Raw genomic sequence first — 25,030 nt, forward strand, 5'->3', positions numbered from 1 at the left:
TGCTACAGCTGATATGCCATGTAGCTTTGAATTATTAGACTGTTTATATGCAATATAGTTTTGCAATTACAATGCTATCATCTACTACACAGCTTTATATCCACACTGGAATTTGGTTTTGGCTTCCTGAATTTTCTTTGACTCAGCTGCAGGTGTAGGATAAAAGCCCATTGTATGCATTTGGTTAAATACATCTGTCTGGATTTCGTGTTCCTTCTGTAACAAATCCATCATTGTGGATCTTAAATTTTCGTGTACACATTCATTTGCACTAAGATTATATAATGCAGTTGCATTCTTTTCAGTGTTAAGGGCATCCCCTAAAATTTCTTTTTCTGTATAAATTTCTTCCATAAAAACCTCCTGACTATTTAGCTACTGAAATAAGTTTTGATTAGCCATCAAAATAAATTCTGCTTGAGTATCAAACAAATCCTGATTAGTTATTCAAATAAGAATAAATTCCATTAAAATGTCCCTGATGCTTCTGGGCAATATCAAGCATTTGCTGTTTTACTGTTTCGTCCTGACTATGATTAGCAAGCATTGTAAACTTTTTTACTAATAGCTCTTCTTCATTTAATAAATCCTGAATTACTGATAATTCTTTTTCTGATAATTCCATAATGACCTCCTAAAAATAAATTTCTATATTAGTATTGCAAAAAAATAATTAATCATACAAAAAACTCAAAACAAAAATTTCGATAATGTGGTATGCTAATAAATGTAAAATCATATAAGTTTTATAAAGAAGAATGAAGTAAAATGCATATACTATAAAAACTTATATGATAAAAGGATTAAAAAATAAATTAATGTAATTTATGTAAGTAGAAATTAATACAGGTTAGTATAAGTGTATTTTAGTGTATGAAATCAATAACTTATATGAGGAGAAAAATATGGATTTAAAAATCATTCAGGGTATATTAATACCCTTTTTAGGAACGTCTTTAGGAGCAGCGTGTGTATTGTTTATGAAAAAAGATTTGAATATAAAAATTCAAAAAATATTAACAGGTTTTGCAGCTGGCGTAATGGTGGCAGCGTCAATATGGAGTCTTATTATTCCATCAATTGAACAGTCGGAAAATATGGGGAAATTCGCTTTTTTACCGGCTTTTATAGGTTTTTGGTTAGGAATCCTGTTTCTATTGCTATTAGATGAAACAATTCCCCATTTACACGTAAGCAGTAATGAAACAGAAGGCCCCAAAGTGAAGATTAAGCGAACAACCATGTTAGTGTTAGCGGTAACTCTTCACAACATACCTGAGGGAATGGCAGTCGGTGTTGTTTTTGCAGGTGTGCTTTCAGGGAAAAGTGGCATTACTGAAATGGGTGCTTTAGCACTTTCCATTGGAATTGCAATTCAAAACTTTCCGGAAGGTGCCATTGTGTCAATGCCCTTGAAAGCAGAAGGTAATGGAAAAGGAAAGGCTTTTTTGTATGGAGTTTTATCCGGGGCAGTGGAGCCAATAGCGGCAGTAATTACAATATTGGCGGCAAGCTTTATAATTCCGGCACTTCCTTATCTGTTAAGTTTTGCAGCAGGAGCAATGATGTATGTTGTTGTGGAAGAGCTTGTTCCGGAAATGGCGGAAGGAAAACATTCTAACTGGGGAACAATATTTTTCGCATTAGGATTTACGGTAATGATGACATTAGATGTAGCATTAGGTTAGCGTTTGTGTCGAAAATATGAAAAAAATGTAAAAAATGTTATTGCATTAATTCCTCTATAGTCTTACAATAGAAAGTGCGTTGTCAAAAAGGAATATAGACAACAACTGGAGAGGTCTGATGACAAAGATTTTTGTTGACTCAGACGCCGAAGGTGTACGGCAGAATTTAAATCTTTTATGAATTCTGTTAATCTCTCAGGCAAAAGGACAGGAGGACGTTATGAACGCAATAGGAGACTTTTTAACTAAGGTAGATGATTTGGTTTGGGGAGTTCCACTTATAGTGTTAATTCTCGCAGCAGGCATCTACCTTACTTTTCGTTTAAGACTTTTACAGATAGTGCATTTGCCAAAGGCACTTAGGTTTATGTTTTTAAATGAAGAGGAAGGTGAAGGGGAAGTAAGTAGTTTTGGAGCACTTTGTACAGCTTTATCAGCGACTATAGGAACAGGTAACATTGTTGGTGTAGCTACAGCCATTGGTTGTACAGCACTTGGAACAGCAGTTGGTGGTCCCGGTGCATTATTCTGGATGTGGGTTGCGGCATTTTTTGGAATGGCAACAAAGTACGCAGAAGGATTTTTGGCAGTAAGATACAGAACAATTGATAAGGAAGGACATGTTCTTGGTGGACCTTTCTACTACATTGAAAGTGGTATGGGACACAAATGGAAATGGCTAGCAAAAATCTTTGCATTTTTTGGAGCTTGCGTAGGTTTATTTGGTATCGGAACATTTACACAGGTAAACGGAATTGCATCAGCAACATTATCATTCTTTGATCCAAACAAAGAACATGCAGTTAATATAATTGGAAATGATTATTCAATCGTAACAGTTATTACAGCTTTAGTTTTAGCTTTTGTAGTAGGTTTGGTAGTAATTGGTGGTATTCAGAGAATTTCTAAAGTATCACAGGTAGTAGTTCCATTTATGGCTGTTTTATATATTGTGACTGTACTTGTGTTAATTATTGCAAATATAGAAAAATTACCTGGTGCATTAGCAACAATCGTTGAATATGCATTTGGTGCAAAAGCAGCAGCAGGTGGTGTGCTTGCAGCAATTGGTATTGCAATGCAGAAAGGTATTGCAAGAGGTATTTTCTCAAATGAAGCAGGACTTGGTTCAGCACCAATCGCAGCAGCTGCAGCAAAAACAAACGAACCTGTACGTCAGGGATTAGTAACAATGACAGGTACATTCATTGATACAATTATTGTATGTACTTTAACAGGTTTATCAATTGTAATGATGGGCTCATATCAGGTAAAAGGAATCGAAGGTGTACAGGTTACAACTGATGCATTCCAGAAGGGCTTAAGCTTCTTACCTGCAGAAGTTTCAGCATTTGTATTGATGGTATGTTTAGTATTCTTTGCTTTTACAACAATCCTTGGTTGGAATTACTATGGTGAAAGATGCTTAGAATATTTAACAAATAGAAATCAAAAAGCAGTAAAAGTATACAGATGGTTATACATACTTGCAGTATTCATTGGACCATACATGACTGTCAAAGCAGTTTGGACAATTGCCGATATCTTTAATGGTTTAATGGCAATTCCTAACATAATCGCATTGTTTGTATTAAGTGGTGTTGTGGCAAAAGAAACAAAAGAGTATTTCAAAAAGCATAAAGAATTATAATAATCATTTATAATTTATAAAAATATTAACGTGATCTGAGAGTTTTTTAAAAAAGAAAGACACTAAAAAGATACAAGAGAAAAATAATAAATACAAACAAATAGAAAAAAATAAGATAAATAAAAAATAAATTAATTAAAATAAATTGTTAAGTTGTTAAAAAAAGAGCTAAAAATGTTTGATAATTTGATATTGCCCCTGCATAGATTTGCATAGGTTGCGTATCATATTCAAACAAATTTTAGCTCTTTGTTTATTCGTACTCATAAACTGAATTATATAAGCTGTTCAACTTTTTACTTATTAATATCCATAAATTAAATTATGTAATAGCTGTTTAGCTATTATCATATTGAAGCATCAGGTTAAATCAGCATTTTCAAATTATTATCTTTTCGAATTATTAGCTGACGATTTTGTTTTCAATCATTTCCTTGTTGGCAAGGTAAAGAATAACGTCTTTACGGGTAATAATGCCTATAAATACATTGTGGTCGTCTACTACCGGTACAAAGTTCTGGTTAGTAATCTTGTTTACAAGCTCATCCATGGAAACTGAAATATTAACAGCTTCATTATCTCTTTTACGTTTCACATCCAAAATCGAAATATCTTCCATATCTTTTAAACTTGGAAAATCATTATCTTTAATATACCAAAGCATATCACCTTCTGTGATAGTACCAACATATTTACCATCTAAATCTAAAAGTGGAATGGCTGAGTAGCCATGATGTTCCATTTTTTCTAAAGCCTGACGTAATGTATCATCAGTATCTGTATGTGCAACTTTTTCTTTTGGTGTTAAAAAAAATAAAATATTCATATAAAATCCCTCCGTAGTTCTTTTTCATACCGAACAACATCATACCAAAAAAACAATGGTAAATCCATACAATACACAAAAAGTTAACAAAGAATTAAGAAATAAATGGAAAATATTAACGAATTTAGACAAAAGAAAAGTTTGAAAAATAAGTAAGCAAAAATTTCCACCCCTTGAGGCTGATAAAACTAAAAGGGGTGGAAAAATTCAAACAAAGTAAAAACAGAAAAACGCAAAAACAAAATTTTCCACCCCTTGAGCATGATAAAACTAAAAGGGGTGGAAAAAATCAAACAAAGTAAAAACAGAAAAACGCAAAAACAAAATTTTCCACCCCTTGTGCATGATAAAATTTAAAAGGGGTGGAAAAAATCAAACCAAATAAAAACAGAAAAACGCAAAAACAAAAATTTCCACCCCTTGAGCATGATAAAATCTTAAAGGGGTGGAAAAATTCAGACCAAATAAAAACAGAAAATGGCAAAACAAAATTTTCCACCCTTTAAGCATGATAAAAACTAAAAGGGGTGGAAAAATTCAAACAAAGTAAAAACAGAAAAAAGCAAAAACAAAAATTTCCACCCCTTGAGCATGATAAAAACTAAAAGGGGTGGAAAAATTCAGACCAAATAAAAACAGAAAAACGCAAAAACAAAATTTTCCACCCCTTGAGACTGATAAAATCTTAAAGGGGTGGAATTTTATAAATAGCTATAAATTAATCAAATCTTAGTGATTTAGTGGTGGAATAATCTAAGTCCTGTGAAGCTCATTACCATATCATGTTTGTTACATGCATCAATAACATCCTGGTCTCTAATAGAACCGCCTGGCTGAGCAACATATTTAACACCACTCTTTGCAGCTCTTTCAATGTTATCGCTAAATGGGAAGAATGCATCAGAACCTAATGTGATTCCTTCAGCCTGTGCAAGCCAAGCCTGCTTTTCTTCCTTAGTAAATACTTCAGGCTTTTCTGTAAATACTCTTTCCCATTCGCCATCAGCTAAAATATCCATATATTCATCACCAATGTAAAGGTCAATAGCATTGTCTCTATCAGCTCTCTTCATATCTTCTTTAAATGGAAGATTAAGAACCTTTGGACACTGACGAAGCAACCAGTTGTCAGCCTTCTGTCCAGCAAGTCTTACACAATGGATACGTGACTGCTGTCCGGCACCAACACCGATAGCCTGTCCGTTTTTAACAAAACATACTGAGTTTGACTGAGTATATTTTAATGTAATCATTGAAATAGCCATGTCAATCTTTGCCTGTTCTGTAAGTTCTTTATTTTCTGTAACAACATTGCTAAAGAAATCATCATCAATGTTTAATTCGTTACGTCCCTGTTCAAAAGTAATACCGAAAACTTCTTTTCTTTCAAGCTTCTTAGGTACATAGTCAGGATCAATTTCGATAATAGCATAAGCACCACGTTTTTTACCCTTTAATAATTCAAGAGCTTCAGGTTCATAGCCTGGTGCAATAATTCCGTCTGAGAATTCTCTCTTAATAACCTGTGCTGTAGAAACATCGCAAACATCTGATAAAGCAATGAAATCACCATAAGATGACATTCTGTCAGCACCTCTGGCTCTTGCATAAGCTGATGCAAGTGGTGATAATTCTCCAAGGTCATCAACCCAGTAAATTTTAGCTTCAACTTCGCTTAAAGGAAGTCCAACAGCAGCACCGGCTGGTGAAACATGTTTAAAAGAAGTAGCAGCAGGAAGACCTGTAGCTTTCTTTAATTCCTTAACTAACTGCCAGCCGTTAAAAGCATCAAGGAAGTTAATGTATCCAGGTTTTCCATTTAAAACCTTGATTGGTAATTCACCTTCTTCCATATAAATACGTGAAGGTTTCTGGTTTGGGTTACATCCATATTTTAATTCTAATTCTTTCATAAGCACTCCTAATTAAATTCTTTAGTTATAATTATTAAATTCTTTAGTTACAATTTTAATGGCTACTAATAATTATAATCATTAACAGCATTTGTTCAAAAAGAGCCTGAACAAAATATTAATAAATTATAATTTTATGATAATAAGCATAATTGATTATTTATTTTTGTTAATAATTTTTGTTTCATAAGTTCCGTCTTCTATATTAATGTATCTTACAAAAAGAGAAACTTTGTTGTCTTCATTTAAGCTGTTCCAAAGCATGTTAGTGAATTCGTCCATATTGTCCATCATAGGAACTAACTTTGGTTCACCTTCAAATGAAGGAAGAGGATTACCATCACATTTGTAAGTGTGAATGAAATGTCCTTCTCCATTAACAGGATTTTCATAAGCAAAAGTGTATCTGTTGCAAGCATTAGGATTACCGTTGTTGCTCTTTAAAATAGACATTGCATAGTTATACTTTCCGTCTTCAACATGCATAATTCCTGAAATACGAGGTGTGTAGTTAGGACCATCAGGCTCAAATTCACGAGTTCTAAGTGACTGTTCAAAAGTCTGCTGCTTGTCCATTAATTCATAAATAGTATCTGTCTGATCTCCATTTGTTACAATTGTCTTATTTCCAAGAACACGAACAGGTGCGTAAATAATAAGACTTGGATCAACTAACTTTGAAGGATCAAAAGCCTGTGTTCTAATTCCTTCACCTTCAGTTGCGAAAACACGATTACGGCTGTTTTCGCTACGACCCATAATAAAATAAGCTGTTACTGCAAACTTTCCATTTGGAGACTTTCCAATAACAATTCCACGTCCCGGATATGAATTTTCTTTTAATTCATTTTCAAGAGATAACATTTCCATTTAATAAATCCTCCTTAAAATAACAAAACCACCTGGGTAACCAGAGAGGTTGCCCAGGCGGTCGACTTACATTCTTAAAACCATGCTCCCTGTGGTGAACTCCACTTATCCGCCAGTCGCATGGACGATTTTCAATTTACAAGTAAAGAATACAATATTTTTAGGGGAATTTCAACTAGAAATTTGCCACTTTGAAAAGTTAATAAATTGTAAACAAATTCTTAAGTTTCTTGCGGTTATAGATAAAGTGTGTTACTTTACCATAAGGGCAAAAACTTAGAAGTATAAACTAAAAGGAAAGAGGTTTGGATTTTGCAAAGAATATATAAGATTTTGCCAAAATATGCGTTTTTACCTTTAATAATATGTTTAGGATTAAATGCGTTTACATATTTTGGTACCAGATTGTTTACAACGGGCTTGTATCATTATGATTTAAGTTTACCAATAGATTATATGATTCCGTTTACACCGTTTATGATGTCAGTTTATGTGTTGGCATACGTGGTTTGGATTGTGGGATTTATTGTAATAGGAAGAGAGAGCAGAGAGGTCTGTTATGAAGTTTTGACGGCAGAGCAGATTGCAAAGTTATGTTGTTTAGTTGCTTTCATTGCAATACCTACAACAATTATAAGACCGGAGGTAACAGGAACAGGATTTTTTCAGTGGTTATCACGATTAATATATAGTATGGACAGTCCTGATAATTTATTGCCATCAGTACATTGTCTTGAAAACTGGATTTGTTTTCGAGGAGCAATGAAGTGCAAAAAGGTTGGAAAGGGCTACAAAATATTTACGTTTGTAGCAGCAATTCTTGTGTTTGCTTCAACACTTATGGTTAAACAGCATGTAGTTTTAGATGTTGTGGCAGCCATTGTGGTAGTGGAACTTGGATTGTTTTTATCAAGAAGGTTTAATTTATCAAAGATTTATTTTATAATAGAAGATAGGCTTTTCAAAAAAACTAATTAGGTAACTGTAAACAAGCCTTTGCAGGCTTACTATTAATAGAAAAGGTGTTTATGAAAGATATGAAAAGTAAAGTGCTATGGTCATTAGTATTGTTAGCACTGATTGGATTAACAATATACGCAATTGTTGGAACAAATGAATCTTTTACAATAGATGGATTTATTTCCTATATCAAATCAGCTTCCCCAGGCTGGATTTTTGGGGCTTTTGTGTGTATGTGCGGATTTTTTGTATTCGAAGGTATGGCACTTAAGGTTTTGTGTGGAACATTTGGTTACAAAAGACCTTTTAGAAAATGTCTTGTATATTCATCATCTGACATTTATTTCTCAGCAATTACTCCATCAGCAACAGGTGGACAGCCGGCATCAGCATATTTTATGATGAAGGACAAGGTTCCAGGGGCTGTAACTACTATCATATTGCTAGTAAACTTGACATTATATACGGTTTCAATTATTGTTATAGGAGTACTTTGCTTCATTTTAAGACCAACTATGGTTGTGCATTTTAGTATCGTTTCAAAAATTATGATATTTATTGGAGCGTTAGTACAATTTGTTTTATTAACAACTTTTTTGTTGTTAGTTTATAAGGAAAAAATCATTACAAAGTGCGCTGACTTTTTCTTAAGATTGTTTAAAAAACTACATTTAGTTAAAAACATTAAGGAAAGACAGGAAAAATTAAAGCATGTTGAAAAGCAATATAAAGAGTGTGCTCAGGCAATAAGCAGTCATAAGAAACACATTTTCGTGGCATTTATTTACAACTTATTACAAAGATTGTCACTGATTGGTGTTTCTATTTGTGTGTTTATTGGAATTGGTGGAACAAAGGTGGTAGATGCTTTTGCAGCTCAGGGATTTGTTGTAATCGGTTCTAACAGCGTGCCAATACCGGGAGCAGTTGGAGCAGCAGATTATTTGTTCATTGACGGATTTGGACATTTGGTTAAAGACAGTATTAGCATTGAACTTTTAAGTAGAGGAATTTCTTTCTACTGTTGTATACTAATTTGTGGATTGATTACTTTAGTTGCATATTTGTTAAGAGGAATGAAAGGAATGAAACACAAGATAAAATGATAGGAATTTGGGATTATACTGTGATACTTACATACGGTTCACTACTTTCTGCAGTAATGGGAATCTTAGTATCACTTTCAGGACATGGTCACCCATATTTTGGAGTATTGTTTCTGCTTTTATGTGGATTGTTTGATACTTTTGATGGTAGAGTGGCAAGATCAAAGAAAAATAGAACAAAAAAAGAAAAAGATTTTGGTGTTCAGATTGACTCATTGTCAGATTTGGTAGCATTTGGTGTTTTACCGGTTTGTATAGGTATGGGACTTTGGAAAAGAGATATGTTTGACGCAGGCAGAGTGGCTGGTGCAACAATGGTTAAGCAACCTAGTGTTTTATGCACAATACCTGAAGCAGTTATCGTTATTGTAAGTGCATTTTTTGTATTAGCAGCGTTAATCAGACTTGCGTATTTTAACATTACTGTTGAAGAAACACAGGGAGATTGCGTAGGAGATAACAAGTATTATTATGGTTTACCTGTTACATCTACAGCACTTATTTTCCCAGCATTTCTTTTACTAAGACATATTTTATATATTAACAGTGTTAATATTTCTTTTGCATACTACATAGTTCTTATAATTGTAGCGGTTTTATTTGTTTTGAAATTCAAGCTTAAGAAACCGGGTACTGCAATGTTGTATTTTATGGTATTTTTAGGTGCATTAGAATTTATAGCTATGATAGTTGTAAAACATTTTGCAAGATAATTTATAAATGAGTTAATGTGGTAAGCATAGAACAAATAGATTAGTTTATTAATAATAGAGAGTAACATGGAAAATAATAACGAATCAGGAATTTTAAAATTTTTATATAATACAGTGCCAGGTCGTGTGGTGCTGAAAATACTTACAAGCCCCATCATTTCAAAAATTGGTGGGGCTTATATGGATTCTCCAATATCTAAAATTCATATTAAAAATTTCATCAAAAACAACGGTATAAACATGGCGGATTATGAAAAGGCAAAATACCATTCTTTTAATGAATGTTTTACAAGAAAGATTTTGCCGGAGAAGCGACCGGTGGAATACAGTAGCGATGCTTTTATTTCGCCTTGCGACAGCAGATTGTCAGTTTATAGGATTGATGAAAAGTCAACTTTTAATATTAAGAGAAGTCATTACAAAGTGGCAGATTTAATACCGGACAGTAAGAAGGCGCCTGACTATAATGGTGGAATTTGTATGGTGTTCAGACTTTGTGTGGATGACTATCACAGATACGGCTATGTTGACAATGGCGAGATTGTGGAAAATAAGCCGGTTAAGGGAATACTTCATACAGTGCGACCTATTGCCGTAAATAAATATCCGGTGTTTGCACAAAATAGCAGAGAATATTCAATTATTGAAACTGAGAATTTTGGAACAGTTGCTCAAATAGAAGTGGGTGCAATGATGATTGGAAAAATCAAAAACCACCAAAAATCAGGTTTGATAAAACGTGGGGAAGAAAAGGGTATGTTTTTATATGGCGGTTCAACTATTGTTGTTTTAGTTGAAAAGGACAAAGTAAAACTTCCTGAAACATATTTCTATAACACTTCAAAAGATATTGAGACAAGAGTTCTATATGGCAGAAAAATAGGCACAAAATATAAAGAGTAATTTAGAAAATGGTGGCATATTACCACCATTTTTTCTTTTTGAAAATTACACACATAATAATAACAAGAAGAAGACTAAAACCAAAAACTATAGGATAGCTGTATTTGAATTCAAGCTCAGGCATATGTTCAAAGTTCATACCATACCAGCCAACAATTAAAGTTAAAGGCATAAATAGCGTGGTTACAACAGTGAGAAATTTCATAACCGCATTTTGATGCACGTCCAACTGTTGCTGATAAATATCTCTTATTTGTGACGTGTATTCCCATATCTGTTCCGATTCGTGACCAAACATTGTAGTTTTTCTTATAAGAATATTGAAATATTCTTTTGCTTCATTACTAATTAAATCAGAAATATCATCTTCCAAATCCTGAAGAATTCCCTCAAGTTGTACATAGTAATGGTGAAGCTTCATGGTGCGGCTCCGATAATTTGTAATTTCTTTTATAATATCTAAATTTTTTTCATTTAAAACTTCCAACTCCAACTGTACAAGATTTTGTTGAAGGCTGTTAATCTTCTCTAAATCCTTAGCCATAATATAATCAAGAAGAAAATACAAAACACACCCGCTATCCCGAAAAGCATCTTGGTTCTTGCTGGATTCAGACATTTTTTGAAAAGCCTGGGCAACATACTCGTCTCTGTCAATAAACACAATATAGTCCCGAGTCAAAATAAAAGAAATAATAGAACGGGTCGTAACAAGAATATCCGGTATATTAATGTACCCATAGATAAAATTTTTAGAGTTCTCTAATTTAGAGAAATGGAAATCCATAAATAAATTAGGTATTTTTGGTACATACTTATTAATAATGTGGTAATTATTAACAGAAGATAGTGGTATAATCCCTACGAAGTTATGTTCAGGCTGTATATCTAACTTATTTTTAAAATCATTAAATTTATAAAACATAGTATTAGTATATTGTCCGAAAAATAATGTTTTAAACATAGAAAAATAAGGTATAATCATTGTGGGAGTGCGAATTGCGAAACAATTCCCAGAATCAAAACTCAAAATCAAAAAAAGTTCGTAATCACTTGTGTTTGAACAAAAGTGGATTAAAGACTTTGGGAGAAAGGAAGTTTTTATAATGAACAAACAGGAAATACTTGTAAAAAAATTAATTGAGAAGAAATATACAATATCTTTTGCAGAAAGCTGCACCGGAGGAAAGATGGCAGCGACTATCGTTGATGTGGCAGATGCGTCAAAGGTTTTAAACGCAAGTTTTGTCACTTATGCAAATGCGGCAAAAATGAAATATGTAAATGTTTCAAAGGAGACACTTGATACATTAGGTGCAGTAAGCGAACAGACAGCAAAGGAAATGGCTGAGGGCGTAGCAAAAGCTAATCAGGCAAATGTAGGAGTGGGTATTACAGGAATTGCCGGTCCTACAGGTGGCACTGTGGAAAAGCCTGTTGGTACTGTATGTTTTGGCTATACAATTAATGGTGAAACAAAAACGGAGACAGTACACTTTGGCAATCTCGGAAGAAACGTGGTCAGGGAGAAAAGCGTGGAGCATGTTTTAGATATGCTAATAAGCATGTTGTAAAAATATGTATAAATATGTATAATACAAAAATTTGAACAAATCTCACTATTATGTTAAAATGAAATTTACGATTGATTAAGAGAAAATTATGAAATATAATTGCACAATACATAATGTAGAATTACGAAATTTGCACGTATTATTTCATATTATTAAACTAAATGTAGGAAAGAGGATATAAACATGCCAATAAAAGTAAAATCAAATTTACCTGCTAGGGATATTTTAGAAAATGAAAATATATTTGTTATGACGGAGAACAGAGCAATGACTCAGAACATTCGTCCGCTAAAGGTGTTGGTATTGAATTTAATGCCTACAAAGATAGTAACAGAAACACAGATTTTAAGAAAATTATCAAATACACCACTCCAAATAGAAGTGGAATTTTTGCAGACAGCAACATACCGTTCAACTCATACTGATCCAAGTCATATGGATGAATTTTACAAAACATTTGATGAAGTAAAAGACCATCATTTTGATGGCTTAATTATTACAGGCGCCCCACTTGACTTTGTAGCTTACGAAGATGTGGAGTATTGGGATGAACTTTGTACAATAATGGAGTGGTCAAAGAAACACGTTCACTGTACGTTCCATTTATGCTGGGGAGCTTTTGCAGGCTTATATTATCATTATGGAATACAGAAAAGAGACAGAGTGCCTAAATTATCAGGTATTTACAAACATCATATTTTAAATAAAAAGTCACCATTGTTTAGAGGTTTTGATGATGTGTATTATGCACCACACTCAAGAGCAACAGAAATTACAAGAGAACAGATTCTTGAATGTCCGGACCTTGAATTAATGGCAGAGTCAGATGAAGCAGGAGTTGGTGTTGTAAAATCAGTAGACAGCAGACAGTTCTTTGTTTTATATCATTCAGAATATGATGCAGATACATTGAAGTTGGAATACGAAAGAGATTTAGCAAAAGGTATGGACCCGATTATTCCGGTAAATTATTTCCCAGACGATGATCCAACAAAAGAGCCAATTGTTAACTGGCGTGCGGCAGGTCAGCTTTTGTGGACAAACTGGATTAACTATTATGTATACCAGACAACACCTTACAATATTAATGAGGTAGAGAACGAATAACAACGGAGGAACTATGGTAAAAATTATTACAGACAGTACAAGTGATTTAACAAAGGAAATATTAGAAAGATACAATATTGATGTTTTACCGCTGTATGTTCACATGGGTGACAATGAATATAAGGATGGTGTGGATATTACACCGGATGATATTTATAAATGGAGCGATGAAAATAAAACAACACCAAAAACAGCGGCACCATCAATTGAAGATGCGGTTAATGCGATAAAACCATACAAAGAAGCAGGCGACGATGTAATTATGTTTGCTATTTCAGAAGACATGTCAACAACAGCAAATGTAATGCGACTTGCAGCAAAAGAGCTTTATTACGAAGAACACGTTTTTGTTATTAACTCAGAAAGCCTTTCAACAGGTATTGGACATTTAGTAGTTGAGGCAGCTATTTTGGCAAGAAAGAAATATCAGCCGGAAGAGATAGTTGAAACAATTGAAACTCTTAAGCCTTATGTAAGAGCAAGCTTTGTTGTGGACACATTAACTTATCTTCATAGAGGTGGAAGATGTTCAGCAACATCAAAATTATTCGGCAGTATTCTTAAGGTAAAACCTTGTATTGTTGTTAAAAATGGTAAGATGGATGCTGATAAGAAATATCGTGGTCCAATAAAGAAGGTAATTCTCGACTATGTAAAAGACCAGGAGCAGGAACTAAGACATGCTAAAAAAGACAGGGTTTTTATTACGCATTCAGGTTGTGACGCAGAAATCGTGGAGGCTGTAAGAGAATATCTTCAAAGTCTTAACAGATTTAAGAAGATTGTTGAAACAAGAGCGGGAAGCGTAATATCAAGTCATTGTGGACCGGGAACACTTGGAGTGTTGTACATTGCAGGTGGGGATTCTTACGGACCATACGATAAAGACTTTGACTACAACCATAATGGAATTATAGATGAGGACGAAAAGGCTGCTGAATCAGCGTATATAAGACATATGGTTGAAGCAGAAAAGTTGGATAGGAATGAGTCAGAAGAAGATGATGATGACCAGGAAATGTTCTCTGGAGAATAAAATATATCAATAAAAGTTGACTGATTTAGACAATTACACAACTAAAAATCTTGTTTATTCTGCCTATAACAATTTATTTTTAAAAGTAGTAGAATTATATTGTGGGAAAATCGGTTTAGGTACAGCTTAAATTTGTACCTATATATTTATACATAAATAGTATTACAAAACAACATATATTGAGATAATATCTTAGTATAGTAGGAAATTATTTTATGCATTGTTGTAGAATTTCAAGTCACTTAAAACGATGTTAAATTCAATGACTGAATATTTTCGTAAAAACGTGAAGTTTTGTATTGCACTAATAGTAAAAAAAGAATAGAGGTGTTAGAATTGTTTAAAGTTGGAGACTATATTGTGCATGGAAGAAATGGTGTATGTAAAGTGGTTGACATAACACATCTGGATATGTCAGGAGTTGATAAAGACCAGTTATATTATGCTTTAGTTCCAATGAAATCCGAGGATAGCAAAATTTTCTACCCTGTGGACAGTGACAAAGTAGTTATGCGTTCAGTTGTAACAAAAGACCAGGCTAAAGACTTAGTTTCAGAAATAAAAGACATTGAGCCAATGCGGATTGAAAACGACAGACAGCGTGAGGCAAAGTATAAAGAAGCGTTAGTTTCATGTGACTGCAAACAGCTTATCTGCATTATCAAAACTATGTATGCAAGAAACAAAGAGCGTATTGCTAAAGGAAAAAGAATCACATACGTGGATGACAGATATTTAAAAGAGGCAAAGCAGAATTTAAATGACGAATTTTCAATTGCCCTTGGTATTGAACCAAGAGAAGTTGAAAAATACATTAAAGCTCAGTTTGTAGAACAGGAAGCTTAAATAAAATATTAGATTTTTGGAAAAAACCTTACTGATTTTTTGAAGTCGGCAAGGCTTTTTCATATTTATGTGCAAAGCAAAAATAATTATTTATGCTGTATAAAAAATGAATATTAGAATGAAGGAATAGAAAAATATGAAGTTTGCGCTTAAATCATATAATTCGCATCAGGACGAATTTGTGTGTATATACGACATGGACGAATTGAGTTTATACACATCAGATTGTAGCACTGATGGTAGCCTAGTTGTTAATGGAACATATATTTGTTTAGATTTCGATATTAAGACACAAGAAGTCAAGGGAATATTTTCGTGGCACTAAATGATAGCGTGATAGAAGGAATTTTGATAAAACTATAATGTGTATAAAAGTTTAAAACACCAATAGAATTACATTTTACTTGCATTGATTATAAAAATTGAATTATAATGTGAAATAAATGATAAAAAATATACGTTATATATTAAACAGGGAAAATAAGACCTGTGAATTTATATAACACATAAAACGAAAAGAAAAAACAAGGAGGACATTAATATGTTTTGCAAAAAGTGTGGTAAATATGTACAGCCAACTGAAAAACAATGCCCATATTGTGGAGAAATAATGGAAGATACTGTGAATAATCAGGCTGACAATGGTACAGGAAATGCGTCAGAAGATTTTGGAGAAACTAAGATTTTTGATGACCCAAAAGAAGATTTTGGAGAAACTAAAATCTTTGGAAATCTGGATATTGATGATGACAATGTTGAAGAAATACCAACAGTATCAGATGACTTCGACGGAATAGATACAGTGGATGATGAGTTTGAAGACTTGCCTGACGAAATCCAATATGAAGAAGAGGATTCTTTTGACTTCCCAGAAGAAATGGAAGATGAAAATTTCGTTTTTGAAGATGAGAATCAAATTGACGAAGATGAAGAATTTTATGATGATGATTCGGATGAATATGATACGGAAATACCGGACAGTCAGATAATTAATCAAAATAAAAAAATGAACATTATTGCAATAGCGGTTTCAGCAGGAATTATTATTGTGGTTGTAGTGGCAGCAATATTTTTATCAAGTACATTTGGTAAAACAAAGACGGAAGAAACAACAGCAGAGGAAACAACAACTGTTGATAAAACTACAAAAGAAAAAGCAAATAATGACGACGATAATAATCACACAGAAGAATACACAAGAGCATCTGAAACTTATGCACCACAGACAGCAGCACCTGAAACAGATGCACCTGAAACAGACGCACCGGAAACTAATCCACCAAAAACAAAGCCACCAAAGACACAGGCTCCAACAACAAAGAAAGTAGTGGAAACAAAAGCACCGGAACCTGAGACAGCAGCACCTGAAACAGATGCACCACAGGACAACAATGAAGATGGTGGAGAAACAGCAGGAGAATAAAAGTTTATAAAAGAAACATAAACATCCCTTTTGAGATTAAATAATAATCTTGAAAGGGATGCGCACTCGTGGGAAAAGAAAGTAGTTGCATACGGGCTCGCACTCGGTGTGTAGAATGTCGCAGGCGACATTCTTATTTCCATAAATTGTTAAAAAAATTAATTTATTACTTTAATTTATTAAATTTCCATTTATTTTTTTTCAGTTTTCAGGTATACTAATCAAGTTAAGTAAAATAGTATGAAATACATTACGGGAAAAATACGCGCCATCTGTATTTTTTTGGTAACAAAGTGTGTTAACACAAAATAAAAAAGAACAGGAGAGAAAAAATGGATAACAAGAAAGAGTTTAAGCCATTTATTCCTGCTGATAAGGTTATGCCTGAATTTACAGTTGCATCTGTAATTATCGGTCTTATTTTAGCAGTTATATTTGGTGCAGCCAATGCTTACCTTGGTGTAAGAGTTGGTATGACAGTTTCTGCTTCTATACCGGCAGCTGTTATTTCAATGGGTGTTATTCGTGTTATTATGAAGAAGGATTCTATTCTTGAAAATAACATGGTACAGACTATTGGTTCAGCTGGTGAGTCATTAGCAGCAGGAGCAGTATTTACATTACCTGCAATTTTTATGTGGGCAAAAGAAGGAAAGGCAACATCACCATCATTTATTACAATTGCATTAATCGCATTATGTGGTGGTATACTTGGTGTACTTTTCATGGTACCACTTCGTACAGCATTAATTGTTGAAGAACATGGTACATTACCATATCCTGAAGGAACAGCTTGTGCTGAGGTACTTCTTGCGGGAGAAGAAGGAGGAAGTAAGTCAAAACTTGTTTTCTCAGGATTAGGAATTTCAGCTGTATATAAATTTATCGCAGACGGTCTTTGTTTATTCCCAAGTGAAGTTGACTTCTCATTTAAGGGAAGCTACACATGTGCTGTTGGTATGGATGTGCTACCGGCATTATCAGGTGTAGGTTATATTTGCGGACCTAAGGTTTCAAGTTACCTTTTTGCAGGTGGTATTTTATCTTACTTAGTGCTTATGCCTGCAATTGCGTTCTTTGGAGGAGACAGCTTATCATCTGTTGCAGATGATGCAGGAAATTTACTTCCATTTAACCAGTTAGATCCGGGAACAATTTGGAGCAAATATATTAGATATATTGGTGCCGGTGCAGTAGCAGCAGGTGGTATCATTAGTTTAATTAAAACTTTACCAACTATGTTTAGAACATTTAAGTCAGCTATTAAAGGTTTTGGAAAAAATGTATCAGGTGGAGATAGAACACAGCAGGATTTACCAATATCTGTAGTTTTAATTGGTTCATTAGTAATCGCTGCTGGAATGTGGTTAATCCCTGAAATTCCTGTTAGCTTACTTGGCGCATTATTAATAGTTGTATTTGGTTTCTTCTTTGCTACAGTTTCATCAAGAATGGTTGGTATTGTAGGAAGTAGTAACAACCCTGTATCAGGTATGGCAATTGCAACTTTAATACTTACATCTTTCGTATTAAAGGCTACAGGTTCAACTGGTTCAGCAGGAATGATAGCAGCTATTTCAATTGGTACAGTTATTTGTATTATCGCAGCTATGGCTGGTGATACATCACAGGATTTAAAAACAGGCTACATTGTTGGTGCAACACCTGTAAAACAGCAGATCGGTGAATTACTTGGTGCAGTTGTTGCAGCTTTAACAATCGGTGGCGTATTATACATTTTAAGCAAGGCATGGGGTGGATTCGGTTCAGCACAGCTTCCAGCTCCTCAGGCATCTTTGATGAAAATGGTAGTAGAAGGTGTTATGGGTGGAACTCTTCCTTGGGTTCTTATTATCGTTGGTGCATTTATTGCAATCGTCGTGGAAATCCTTGGAATCCCTGTATTAGCATTTGCAATTGGTTTATATTTACCAATTCACTTAAGCACACCAATTATGCTTGGTGGTGCCGTAAGATGGATTATTGAAAAGAGAAAATATTCATCAGAAAAAGAACAGAAAGAATCTGTTGACAAGGGTGTACTTTACTCTGCAGGTATGATTGCAGGTGAAGGAATCGTAGGAATTTTACTTGCAATATTTGCAGTAGCAAAATTAGATGGCAAAATTAATTTATCAGGAATTTACGGAGACAACTTCAACACAGTTGGTAACTGGGTTGCTCTTGTAGCATTCGCCTTATTAGTAGGTTCACTTTTCTTATTCTGCAGAAGAAAGAAAACATCAGACAAATAAATTTTTGATATGAATAATAATTTAAACATTTTATAATTTTAGAATGTTTTTTAGAGGGGTGGAAGTGCTGATTTTTGGTGCTTCCACTTTCTTCTATAGAAAGATTTATACTGTGCTTGTATAAACAAATGTGGTATACTAATGGTTAGATTTAAAGAAGGCGGTATTAAATGAAAAAAGAAAATAAAAATCAAAAATCACAGGAAAATTATTTGGATAAAGTGCCGGTGATACAGAAAAAATGGGAAGTAAATGAAAAAGGTTTAGTTGAAGTTACAGTTGAAAATACTGGGTTCTTCAATGTAATTGCACAGAAAGTATTTAAGAAACCAAGATATAGTTTTATTGAATTAGATGAGTATGGCAGTTGTGTGTGGCAACAGATAGACGGCAGGAAAACATTGTATGAAATTGGAGCCGTTTTAAAGAAACAGCACAAAAAAGCTTCAACACAGTTATATGAAAGATTGGCAAAATTTTTTGGCATATTAGAACATAATAAATATATAAGATTTATAGATAAGGAAAAATAATGGAAATTAGTACAGTCGTTATTGGGATAATTTTATTTGCCATAGCTACAATGATTATTTATGGCTGGGGACTGGTTAAACAGAAGAACCAGTCATCTGATTTGATGAACATGCTTTTTAGTAAGGGCAATAGTAAAGTAAAAAAATATTTAAAGAAAAATGAGTATATTACATTGCCACAGGTTGCAGAACTTTGTGATGGCATAGAGGCGAAGCTTCCTTTTTCGAAAAACAAGGCAATTGTAAAAGACAAAAATGATTTTGCAAAACAGCTTATGCAGTATATGGTTAAAACCGGCCAGGTGGAAGAAGAAAACGGAAGCTATAAAAAATCAAAGTGATTGAATTAAGTATTGAGCAAACCAAAGTTAATAAAAAGATTAAAGAAGGCTAAGTTAATAGAAATTAAACACATAACAAATGTTAGAAGGGTAAATGTAAAAATAATAAATATAGTTACAAAGTAAAGCAGAAATGTTTTGACTAAAAGTATAAGAATAACAGAGTTTTAAATATCATTATTATAAATTAATGATTGAAAATAAATAATAATTAAAATATATAATGCGAGGTGTAAGGATATGTCAGTTTTAGAAGGAAAGAAACCTGAAAATGTATTAAAATTTTTTGAAGAGATAGCATCTATTCCTCATGGTTCAGGAAATGTGGAACAGATAAGTGATTATTTAGTAAAGTTTGCAAATGATAGGGAATTAAAGTGCCGTCAGGATGAAAAGAAAAACGTAATCATTTGGAAAGGTGGCACAAAGGGCTACGAGAATTCAAAGCCTGTTATTTTACAGGGACACATGGATATGGTTGCTGTAAAAACAAATGACTGTGACAAGGACATGACAAAAGATGGACTTGACTTGGAAGTTAATGGGGACTATTTAAGTGCAAAAGGTACATCACTTGGTGGTGATGACGGTATTGCTGTAGCCTATGCTTTGGCAGTTTTAGATAGCAACGACATTGCACATCCACCAATTGAAGCTGTATTTACAGTTGATGAAGAAATTGGTCTTTTAGGTGCAGACTTCATTGATACATCAGATTTAAAAGGCAAAGAGTTAATCAATCTTGATTCTGAAGACGAAGGAATTTTTACAATTAGTTGTGCAGGTGGTGCTACAGTAGAATGTTTACTACCTTATAACACAGAACCTATTAATGCAAAAATTATTGAACTTAGGTTATCAGATTTTGCCGGTGGTCATTCCGGTATGGAAATTATTAAATGGGGAGCTAATGCAAACTGTATTTTAGGTCGTATTTTATTAAATGTATTTCAAAATGTTGGTATGCGTATAATGGCAGTTAACGGTGGCGAAAAAGATAACATTATTGCAAAGGAAAGCGAAGCTGCAATTGCAGTATTACCTGAAGTTGTAGATAAAACAAAAGAAATTATCGAAAAAACTTTTGAAGATGTTAAGGAAGAATACAAGTTTACAGATCCTGACATGAAGCTTCAAATCAATGTTATGGATGAAGGAATTTCAGAAGCATTATCAGGTGCAGCCACATTGGCAACAATTATTTCTTTAGTTAATATGCCAAATGGAATTCAGAGAATGAATCCTGAAATGCCACATATGGTACAGACTTCTCTTAACTTGGGAATTTTAAGAACCAAAAAAGACAACGTTTCATTATCATATTCAGTAAGAAGTTCAATTGAAAGTGAGAAGAATTCCCTAATTGAAAAGATGCGTTCACTTACAGAAATCTTTGGTGGTCAGATTGTTGTTTCAGGAGAATATTCTGGTTGGGCATACAGAGAAGACTCAAAATTAAGAGATACTGCAGTGGAAGCCTACAGGAAATTATACAATGAAGAACCTGTTATCGAAGCTATTCACGCAGGTCTTGAATGTGGTATGTTTGCAGACAAGATTGAAGATTTAGATGCAATCTCATTTGGCCCAACAATGAAAAATGTTCATACAACAGATGAAATGTTAAGCATCTCATCAACTGAAAGAACATGGGAACTTATTGTAAAGATTCTTGAAAAATTAAAATAGAAAATGAAATTTGATATAAAAAAATTAAAAAAGGACATAAAAGAAATAGCGATTCCTATAGTCGCTATTTCTTTGTTTATAATAATAATTAATAGTAAGTTTGGAAAAATTTGTCCCTTAAGAATGCTCATTGGAATTCCATGTCCAACCTGTGGAACCACAAGAGCAGTAGGTCTTTTATTAAAAGGAAAAATAACAGAGGCGGCAATGGTTAATCCTATATGGATTTTTCTTTTGGTAATTATAGTAATGGTGTTTTTTTATCGTTATGTAGAAATGGCATTCCAAAAAAGAAAAAGTCTTTTGAAGCTTATAGATATAATGATTTTTACAACAATAGCTGTAGTCATTGCTGTTTACATATACAGAATGATTTTCTGGTATCCAAACAAAGAACCTATGGTGTATGACAAAAATAATCTGTTAAACTTGGTGAAAATATTGTATTTACAACTGTCTTGTCAGATGTAAAAACATGTGCTATAATCTCAAGCAATGTTTGTAAAAAAAAGCAAATATACACAAAAATAAGAAAAGGCAGTGTTTTTACACTGGAAGTGAAATTAAAATGAGAACAGATATTATAATTGTAGGAAGCGGATGCGCAGGTATGTATTGTGCATTAAACCTGCCAAAAAACAAAGATATTTTAATTATTACAAAAGACATTGTAGAACATAGCGATTCATTTTTAGCACAGGGTGGTATGTGCATGTTGAAGGACAAAGAAGATTTTGATAGCTATTTCTACGATACAATGAAAGCCGGTCATTTTGAAAATGATACAGCAGCAGTTGAAACTATGATTAACTCATCACCGGATCTTGTAAAAGATTTATTAAGTTACGGTGTTGATTTTGCAAGAGATGAGGATGGAAATCTGGCTTACACAAGAGAAGGTGCTCATGCAAGAAATCGTATTCTTTATCACGAAGATATTACAGGCAAGGAAATAACAAGCCATATTTACGAACAATGTAAGAAGAGAGATAATATTACAATCAAGGAACATTGGACCATGGTTGATATTATTCCAAAAACTGAAAATGGCAAAGAACAAAATGAGTGCCTTGGTATAGTAGTAAAGAAAGATGACGGAACTTTAGATACTATTTACGCAGATTATACTGTACTTGCCAGTGGTGGTATTGGTGGAATTTATAGATATTCAACTAACTACAGACATTTAACAGGTGATGCAGTGGCAGTGTCAATAAGACATAATATAGAGTTAAAAGATATTGATTATGTTCAGATTCACCCAACAACATTTTATTCAGAAAAAGAAGAAGACAGAAGTTTCTTAATTTCAGAATCTGTAAGAGGTGAAGGCGCCCAGTTGTTTGACAAGGATAAGGAACGCTTTACAAATGAACTTCTACCTAGAGATATTTTAACAGGAAAAATTAAAGAGCAGATGAAGAAGGATGGCACTAATCATGTTTGGCTTTCAATGAAACCAATTGATGAGGAGCAGTTAACAAATCATTTTCCTAACATTGTAAAACACTGTAAGGAACATGGTTACAATGTGCCAAAAGAAATGATACCTGTTGTGCCTGCACAGCACTATTTTATGGGTGGCATAAAAGTAAACCTTCAAAGTAAAACTTCAATGGACAGACTTTATGCAGTTGGTGAAACAGCATGTAACGGCGTTCACGGAAGAAATAGATTAGCAAGTAACTCATTACTTGAAAGTATGGTTTTTGCAAAACGTGCAGCGGTGGAAATGTCTGAACAGTTTAATGATAGAGAATTCGACAGAAAAGAAGAGACTGTAGATTTTGATAAATACAAAGATCTTCATGCATGGAATAAAGAAAATAAACAGATGATACTTGACTTAATTGAAGAGAGCAAAAAACAAAGAGAGAAAGCAGACGCTTAATTAAAAATAGAGCAAAAGTAGATGCAAAGCTATGAAAAATAGCAGATAAAAAATATATGCAAATACAAACAGATGCTTAATTAGAAAAAGAATAAACAAGAAAAGAACCAGAAAAGAGGAGGAAAATATGTTTGATCCAATAACATTAAAATTAACAGTAGACCCACTTATTGAAAGTGCTTTAAAGGAAGATGTTACAAGCGAGGATGTAACAACAAATGCAGTAATGCCTGAGTCATGTATGGGACAGGTAGATTTAATTTGTAAGGAAGATGGTGTAATCTGTGGATTACAGGTTTTCTCAAGAGCATTCCAGCTTTTAGATGAAAATACAAAGATAGAACTTTTTGTAAAAGATGGTGACCAGGTTAAGGCAGGCCAGCTAATGGGAACTGTTACAGGTGACATTAGAGTTCTTTTAGTTGGAGAACGTACAGGTCTTAACTTTTTACAGAGAATGAGTGGTATTGCAAGTTATACTAACTCAATTGCAAAATTACTTGAAGGAAGTAAGGTTAAACTTTTAGACACAAGAAAGACAACTCCAAACAACAGAATCTTTGAAAAATATTCAGTTAGAGTTGGTGGTGGAAACAACCATAGATACAATTTAACAGACGGAGTTTTATTAAAGGACAACCATATTGGAGCAGCAGGTGGTGTTAAGGAAGCAATAAAAATGGCTAAAGATTATGCTCCATTTGTTAGAAAGATTGAAGTGGAAGTAGAAAATCCTGATATGGTAAAGGAAGCTGTTGAAGCAGGGGCTGATATTATTATGTTAGATAATATGGAACATGATGTAATGAAAGAAGCTGTTGACATTATTGATGGAAGAGCTGAAATTGAAATCTCAGGAAATGTTACAAGAGAAAACATTGCTAAATTAATTGATTTAGGTGTTGATTATATTTCAAGTGGAGCATTAACACACTCATCTCCAATTCTTGATATATCTCTTAAGAATTTACACAGAATCTAATTTGTAATAGAAAATATAGTAAAGTGGCATTAATTAAGTAATATAGTATTGAACTCATTAGGAGGAACAAATGAGCGGAGAAAAAAGAAGGGAAAATTTGCTTAAGATTTTGCAGGAAAGCCATAAGCCGGTTTCAGGAACAAAGTTAGCTGAAAAATTTCAGGTTAGCAGACAGGTTGTTGTACAGGATATTGCTTTACTTCGTGCATCAAATCATGATATTGTTTCTACGCACAAAGGCTATGTTTTAAAAGATAAAGATCATATTTCACGAGTGTTTAAGGTAAAGCACAGTGAAGAGAAAATGCTTGATGAATTAAATCTTATTGTGGATTGTGGTGGAAAAGTTGAAGATGTGTTTGTTTATCATAAACTATATAATGTTGTGCGTGTGCCAATGAACATCAAGTCAAGAATGGATGCAAAAAAATACGTTGAGTCCATTAAAGGGGGCGTTTCGGTTCCCCTAGAGCAGATAACATCTGAATATCATTATCACACAGTAGTGGCAGATTCAGAGGAAACTTTAGACATAATTCAACAGCAATTGCAGGAACATGGATATTTGGTTGCATTAAGGGATTATGAACCTGTAGACTTTTGGGGAGAAGAAGAATAACTATAAATAGCAGTTAGTTTTGAAATTAAGATAGAAGAACTTAAAGTTATAAAAATAATAAATAGTAATGCATATAATAAAGTTACATGAAGTGCGAAAAAACA

The 25,030-nt window shown here is 33.5% G+C and carries 26 protein-coding genes and 2 riboswitches; of the genes, 20 read left to right on the forward strand and 6 right to left on the reverse strand.

Annotated elements, in window-relative coordinates; all coding sequences use genetic code 11:
- Window positions 1-84: 84 nt before the first annotated feature.
- The gene (locus DWZ69_RS08280) at window positions 85-354 is read right to left on the reverse strand and encodes a spore coat protein (RefSeq protein WP_022165993.1); all 270 of its coding nucleotides are present in this window, start codon (window positions 352-354) and stop codon (window positions 85-87) included.
- 85 nt (window positions 355-439) lie between these two features.
- Window positions 440-625, reverse strand: coding sequence for a hypothetical protein (locus DWZ69_RS08285; protein ID WP_022165992.1), 186 nt, complete (start codon window positions 623-625; stop codon window positions 440-442).
- Window positions 626-905: 280 nt separating this feature from the next.
- On the opposite strand from DWZ69_RS08285, the gene DWZ69_RS08290 reads away from it, so the two are divergent.
- Both DWZ69_RS08290 and DWZ69_RS08295 read left to right on the forward strand, forming a co-directional pair.
- Window positions 906-1,688 carry a ZIP family metal transporter gene (locus tag DWZ69_RS08290; RefSeq protein WP_022165991.1) on the forward strand — a complete coding sequence of 261 codons (783 nt, stop codon included), beginning with the start codon at window positions 906-908 and terminating at the stop codon, window positions 1,686-1,688.
- A 95-nt stretch (window positions 1,689-1,783) separates the two neighbouring features.
- Window positions 1,784-1,909, forward strand: a riboswitch (glycine riboswitch).
- A complete protein-coding gene (locus DWZ69_RS08295) occupies window positions 1,909-3,339 on the forward strand; it encodes a sodium:alanine symporter family protein (RefSeq protein ID WP_118436694.1) in 1,431 nt (476 codons plus the stop codon). (Overlaps the previous riboswitch by 1 nt.)
- 403 nt (window positions 3,340-3,742) lie before the next feature.
- Here the strand turns inward: DWZ69_RS08295 and DWZ69_RS08300 are convergent, their stop codons facing one another.
- The 3 genes from DWZ69_RS08300 to DWZ69_RS08310 form a co-directional block, all read right to left on the reverse strand.
- Entirely contained in the window at window positions 3,743-4,165 is a 423-nt protein-coding gene (locus tag DWZ69_RS08300) for a CBS domain-containing protein (protein WP_117999739.1), read from the reverse strand.
- A gap of 737 nt (window positions 4,166-4,902) precedes the next feature.
- The gene (locus DWZ69_RS08305; RefSeq protein WP_022164654.1) at window positions 4,903-6,078 is read right to left on the reverse strand and encodes a phosphoribosylaminoimidazolecarboxamide formyltransferase; all 1,176 of its coding nucleotides are present in this window, start codon (window positions 6,076-6,078) and stop codon (window positions 4,903-4,905) included.
- A 156-nt stretch (window positions 6,079-6,234) separates the two neighbouring features.
- Window positions 6,235-6,948: an IMP cyclohydrolase gene (locus tag DWZ69_RS08310; RefSeq protein ID WP_117999740.1), complete on the reverse strand. Its 714-nt coding sequence runs from the start codon at window positions 6,946-6,948 to the stop codon at window positions 6,235-6,237.
- A gap of 44 nt (window positions 6,949-6,992) precedes the next feature.
- Window positions 6,993-7,078, reverse strand: a riboswitch (ZMP/ZTP riboswitch).
- A 182-nt stretch (window positions 7,079-7,260) separates the two neighbouring features.
- Between DWZ69_RS08310 and DWZ69_RS08315 the strand changes: the two genes are divergently transcribed.
- From DWZ69_RS08315 to DWZ69_RS08330, 4 genes are all read left to right on the forward strand, one after another.
- Window positions 7,261-7,926 (forward strand): phosphatidic acid phosphatase, encoded by a 666-nt coding sequence (locus tag DWZ69_RS08315; RefSeq protein WP_117999742.1) that lies wholly within the window; start codon window positions 7,261-7,263, stop codon window positions 7,924-7,926.
- A gap of 50 nt (window positions 7,927-7,976) precedes the next feature.
- On the forward strand, window positions 7,977-9,014 hold the full coding sequence (locus DWZ69_RS08320) for a lysylphosphatidylglycerol synthase transmembrane domain-containing protein (protein ID WP_117999743.1): 1,038 nt from the start codon (window positions 7,977-7,979) through the stop codon (window positions 9,012-9,014).
- Complete coding sequence (locus DWZ69_RS08325; RefSeq protein ID WP_022164658.1) at window positions 9,011-9,727, forward strand: CDP-alcohol phosphatidyltransferase family protein; 717 nt, start codon at window positions 9,011-9,013, stop codon at window positions 9,725-9,727. Before DWZ69_RS08320 ends, DWZ69_RS08325 begins: the two co-directional genes overlap by 4 nt.
- 66 nt (window positions 9,728-9,793) lie before the next feature.
- Entirely contained in the window at window positions 9,794-10,630 is an 837-nt protein-coding gene (locus DWZ69_RS08330) for a phosphatidylserine decarboxylase (protein ID WP_117999744.1), read from the forward strand.
- A 19-nt stretch (window positions 10,631-10,649) separates the two neighbouring features.
- Here DWZ69_RS08330 and DWZ69_RS08335 read toward each other — a convergent pair whose 3' ends face one another.
- Complete coding sequence (locus DWZ69_RS08335) at window positions 10,650-11,555, reverse strand: CorA family divalent cation transporter (RefSeq protein WP_158573372.1); 906 nt, start codon at window positions 11,553-11,555, stop codon at window positions 10,650-10,652.
- 181 nt (window positions 11,556-11,736) lie between these two features.
- Here DWZ69_RS08335 and DWZ69_RS08340 point away from each other — a divergent pair, with 181 nt between their 5' ends.
- The 14 genes from DWZ69_RS08340 to DWZ69_RS08405 all read left to right on the forward strand — a co-directional run bounded on the left by DWZ69_RS08340 (window position 11,737) and on the right by DWZ69_RS08405 (window position 24,926).
- The gene (locus DWZ69_RS08340) at window positions 11,737-12,204 is read left to right on the forward strand and encodes a CinA family protein (RefSeq protein ID WP_022164661.1); all 468 of its coding nucleotides are present in this window, start codon (window positions 11,737-11,739) and stop codon (window positions 12,202-12,204) included.
- Between the two features lie 183 nt (window positions 12,205-12,387).
- Window positions 12,388-13,311 (forward strand): homoserine O-succinyltransferase, encoded by a 924-nt coding sequence (metA, locus tag DWZ69_RS08345; protein ID WP_022164662.1) that lies wholly within the window; start codon window positions 12,388-12,390, stop codon window positions 13,309-13,311.
- Window positions 13,312-13,324: 13 nt separating this feature from the next.
- Window positions 13,325-14,347: a DegV family protein gene (locus DWZ69_RS08350; RefSeq protein ID WP_118436698.1), complete on the forward strand. Its 1,023-nt coding sequence runs from the start codon at window positions 13,325-13,327 to the stop codon at window positions 14,345-14,347.
- A gap of 336 nt (window positions 14,348-14,683) precedes the next feature.
- Window positions 14,684-15,193 (forward strand): CarD family transcriptional regulator, encoded by a 510-nt coding sequence (locus DWZ69_RS08355; RefSeq protein ID WP_118436700.1) that lies wholly within the window; start codon window positions 14,684-14,686, stop codon window positions 15,191-15,193.
- A 136-nt stretch (window positions 15,194-15,329) separates the two neighbouring features.
- Complete coding sequence (locus tag DWZ69_RS08360; RefSeq protein WP_118436702.1) at window positions 15,330-15,518, forward strand: hypothetical protein; 189 nt, start codon at window positions 15,330-15,332, stop codon at window positions 15,516-15,518.
- Between the two features lie 216 nt (window positions 15,519-15,734).
- Window positions 15,735-16,616: a zinc ribbon domain-containing protein gene (locus DWZ69_RS08365; RefSeq protein WP_118436703.1), complete on the forward strand. Its 882-nt coding sequence runs from the start codon at window positions 15,735-15,737 to the stop codon at window positions 16,614-16,616.
- A gap of 332 nt (window positions 16,617-16,948) precedes the next feature.
- Window positions 16,949-18,871 carry an oligopeptide transporter, OPT family gene (locus tag DWZ69_RS08370; protein ID WP_117999751.1) on the forward strand — a complete coding sequence of 641 codons (1,923 nt, stop codon included), beginning with the start codon at window positions 16,949-16,951 and terminating at the stop codon, window positions 18,869-18,871.
- A 170-nt stretch (window positions 18,872-19,041) separates the two neighbouring features.
- Complete coding sequence (locus tag DWZ69_RS08375; protein ID WP_117999752.1) at window positions 19,042-19,404, forward strand: PqqD family protein; 363 nt, start codon at window positions 19,042-19,044, stop codon at window positions 19,402-19,404.
- Complete coding sequence (locus DWZ69_RS08380; protein ID WP_117999753.1) at window positions 19,404-19,745, forward strand: hypothetical protein; 342 nt, start codon at window positions 19,404-19,406, stop codon at window positions 19,743-19,745. Before DWZ69_RS08375 ends, DWZ69_RS08380 begins: the two co-directional genes overlap by 1 nt.
- Window positions 19,746-19,985: 240 nt before the next feature.
- A complete protein-coding gene (locus DWZ69_RS08385) occupies window positions 19,986-21,434 on the forward strand; it encodes an aminoacyl-histidine dipeptidase (protein WP_118436704.1) in 1,449 nt (482 codons plus the stop codon).
- Window positions 21,435-21,437: 3 nt separating this feature from the next.
- Window positions 21,438-21,905 (forward strand): DUF2752 domain-containing protein, encoded by a 468-nt coding sequence (locus DWZ69_RS08390; protein WP_118436706.1) that lies wholly within the window; start codon window positions 21,438-21,440, stop codon window positions 21,903-21,905.
- 97 nt (window positions 21,906-22,002) lie between these two features.
- Window positions 22,003-23,325, forward strand: coding sequence for an L-aspartate oxidase (locus tag DWZ69_RS08395; RefSeq protein ID WP_118436708.1), 1,323 nt, complete (start codon window positions 22,003-22,005; stop codon window positions 23,323-23,325).
- Between the two features lie 127 nt (window positions 23,326-23,452).
- On the forward strand, window positions 23,453-24,307 hold the full coding sequence (nadC, locus tag DWZ69_RS08400; RefSeq protein ID WP_118436710.1) for a carboxylating nicotinate-nucleotide diphosphorylase: 855 nt from the start codon (window positions 23,453-23,455) through the stop codon (window positions 24,305-24,307).
- 70 nt (window positions 24,308-24,377) lie between these two features.
- A complete protein-coding gene (locus DWZ69_RS08405) occupies window positions 24,378-24,926 on the forward strand; it encodes a transcription repressor NadR (protein ID WP_117999757.1) in 549 nt (182 codons plus the stop codon).
- Window positions 24,927-25,030 lie beyond the last annotated feature (104 nt).

Source organism: Eubacterium sp. AF34-35BH (genome assembly GCF_003477765.1).
In the GTDB taxonomy this organism is placed as follows: Bacteria; Bacillota; Clostridia; order Lachnospirales; family Lachnospiraceae; genus Eubacterium_G.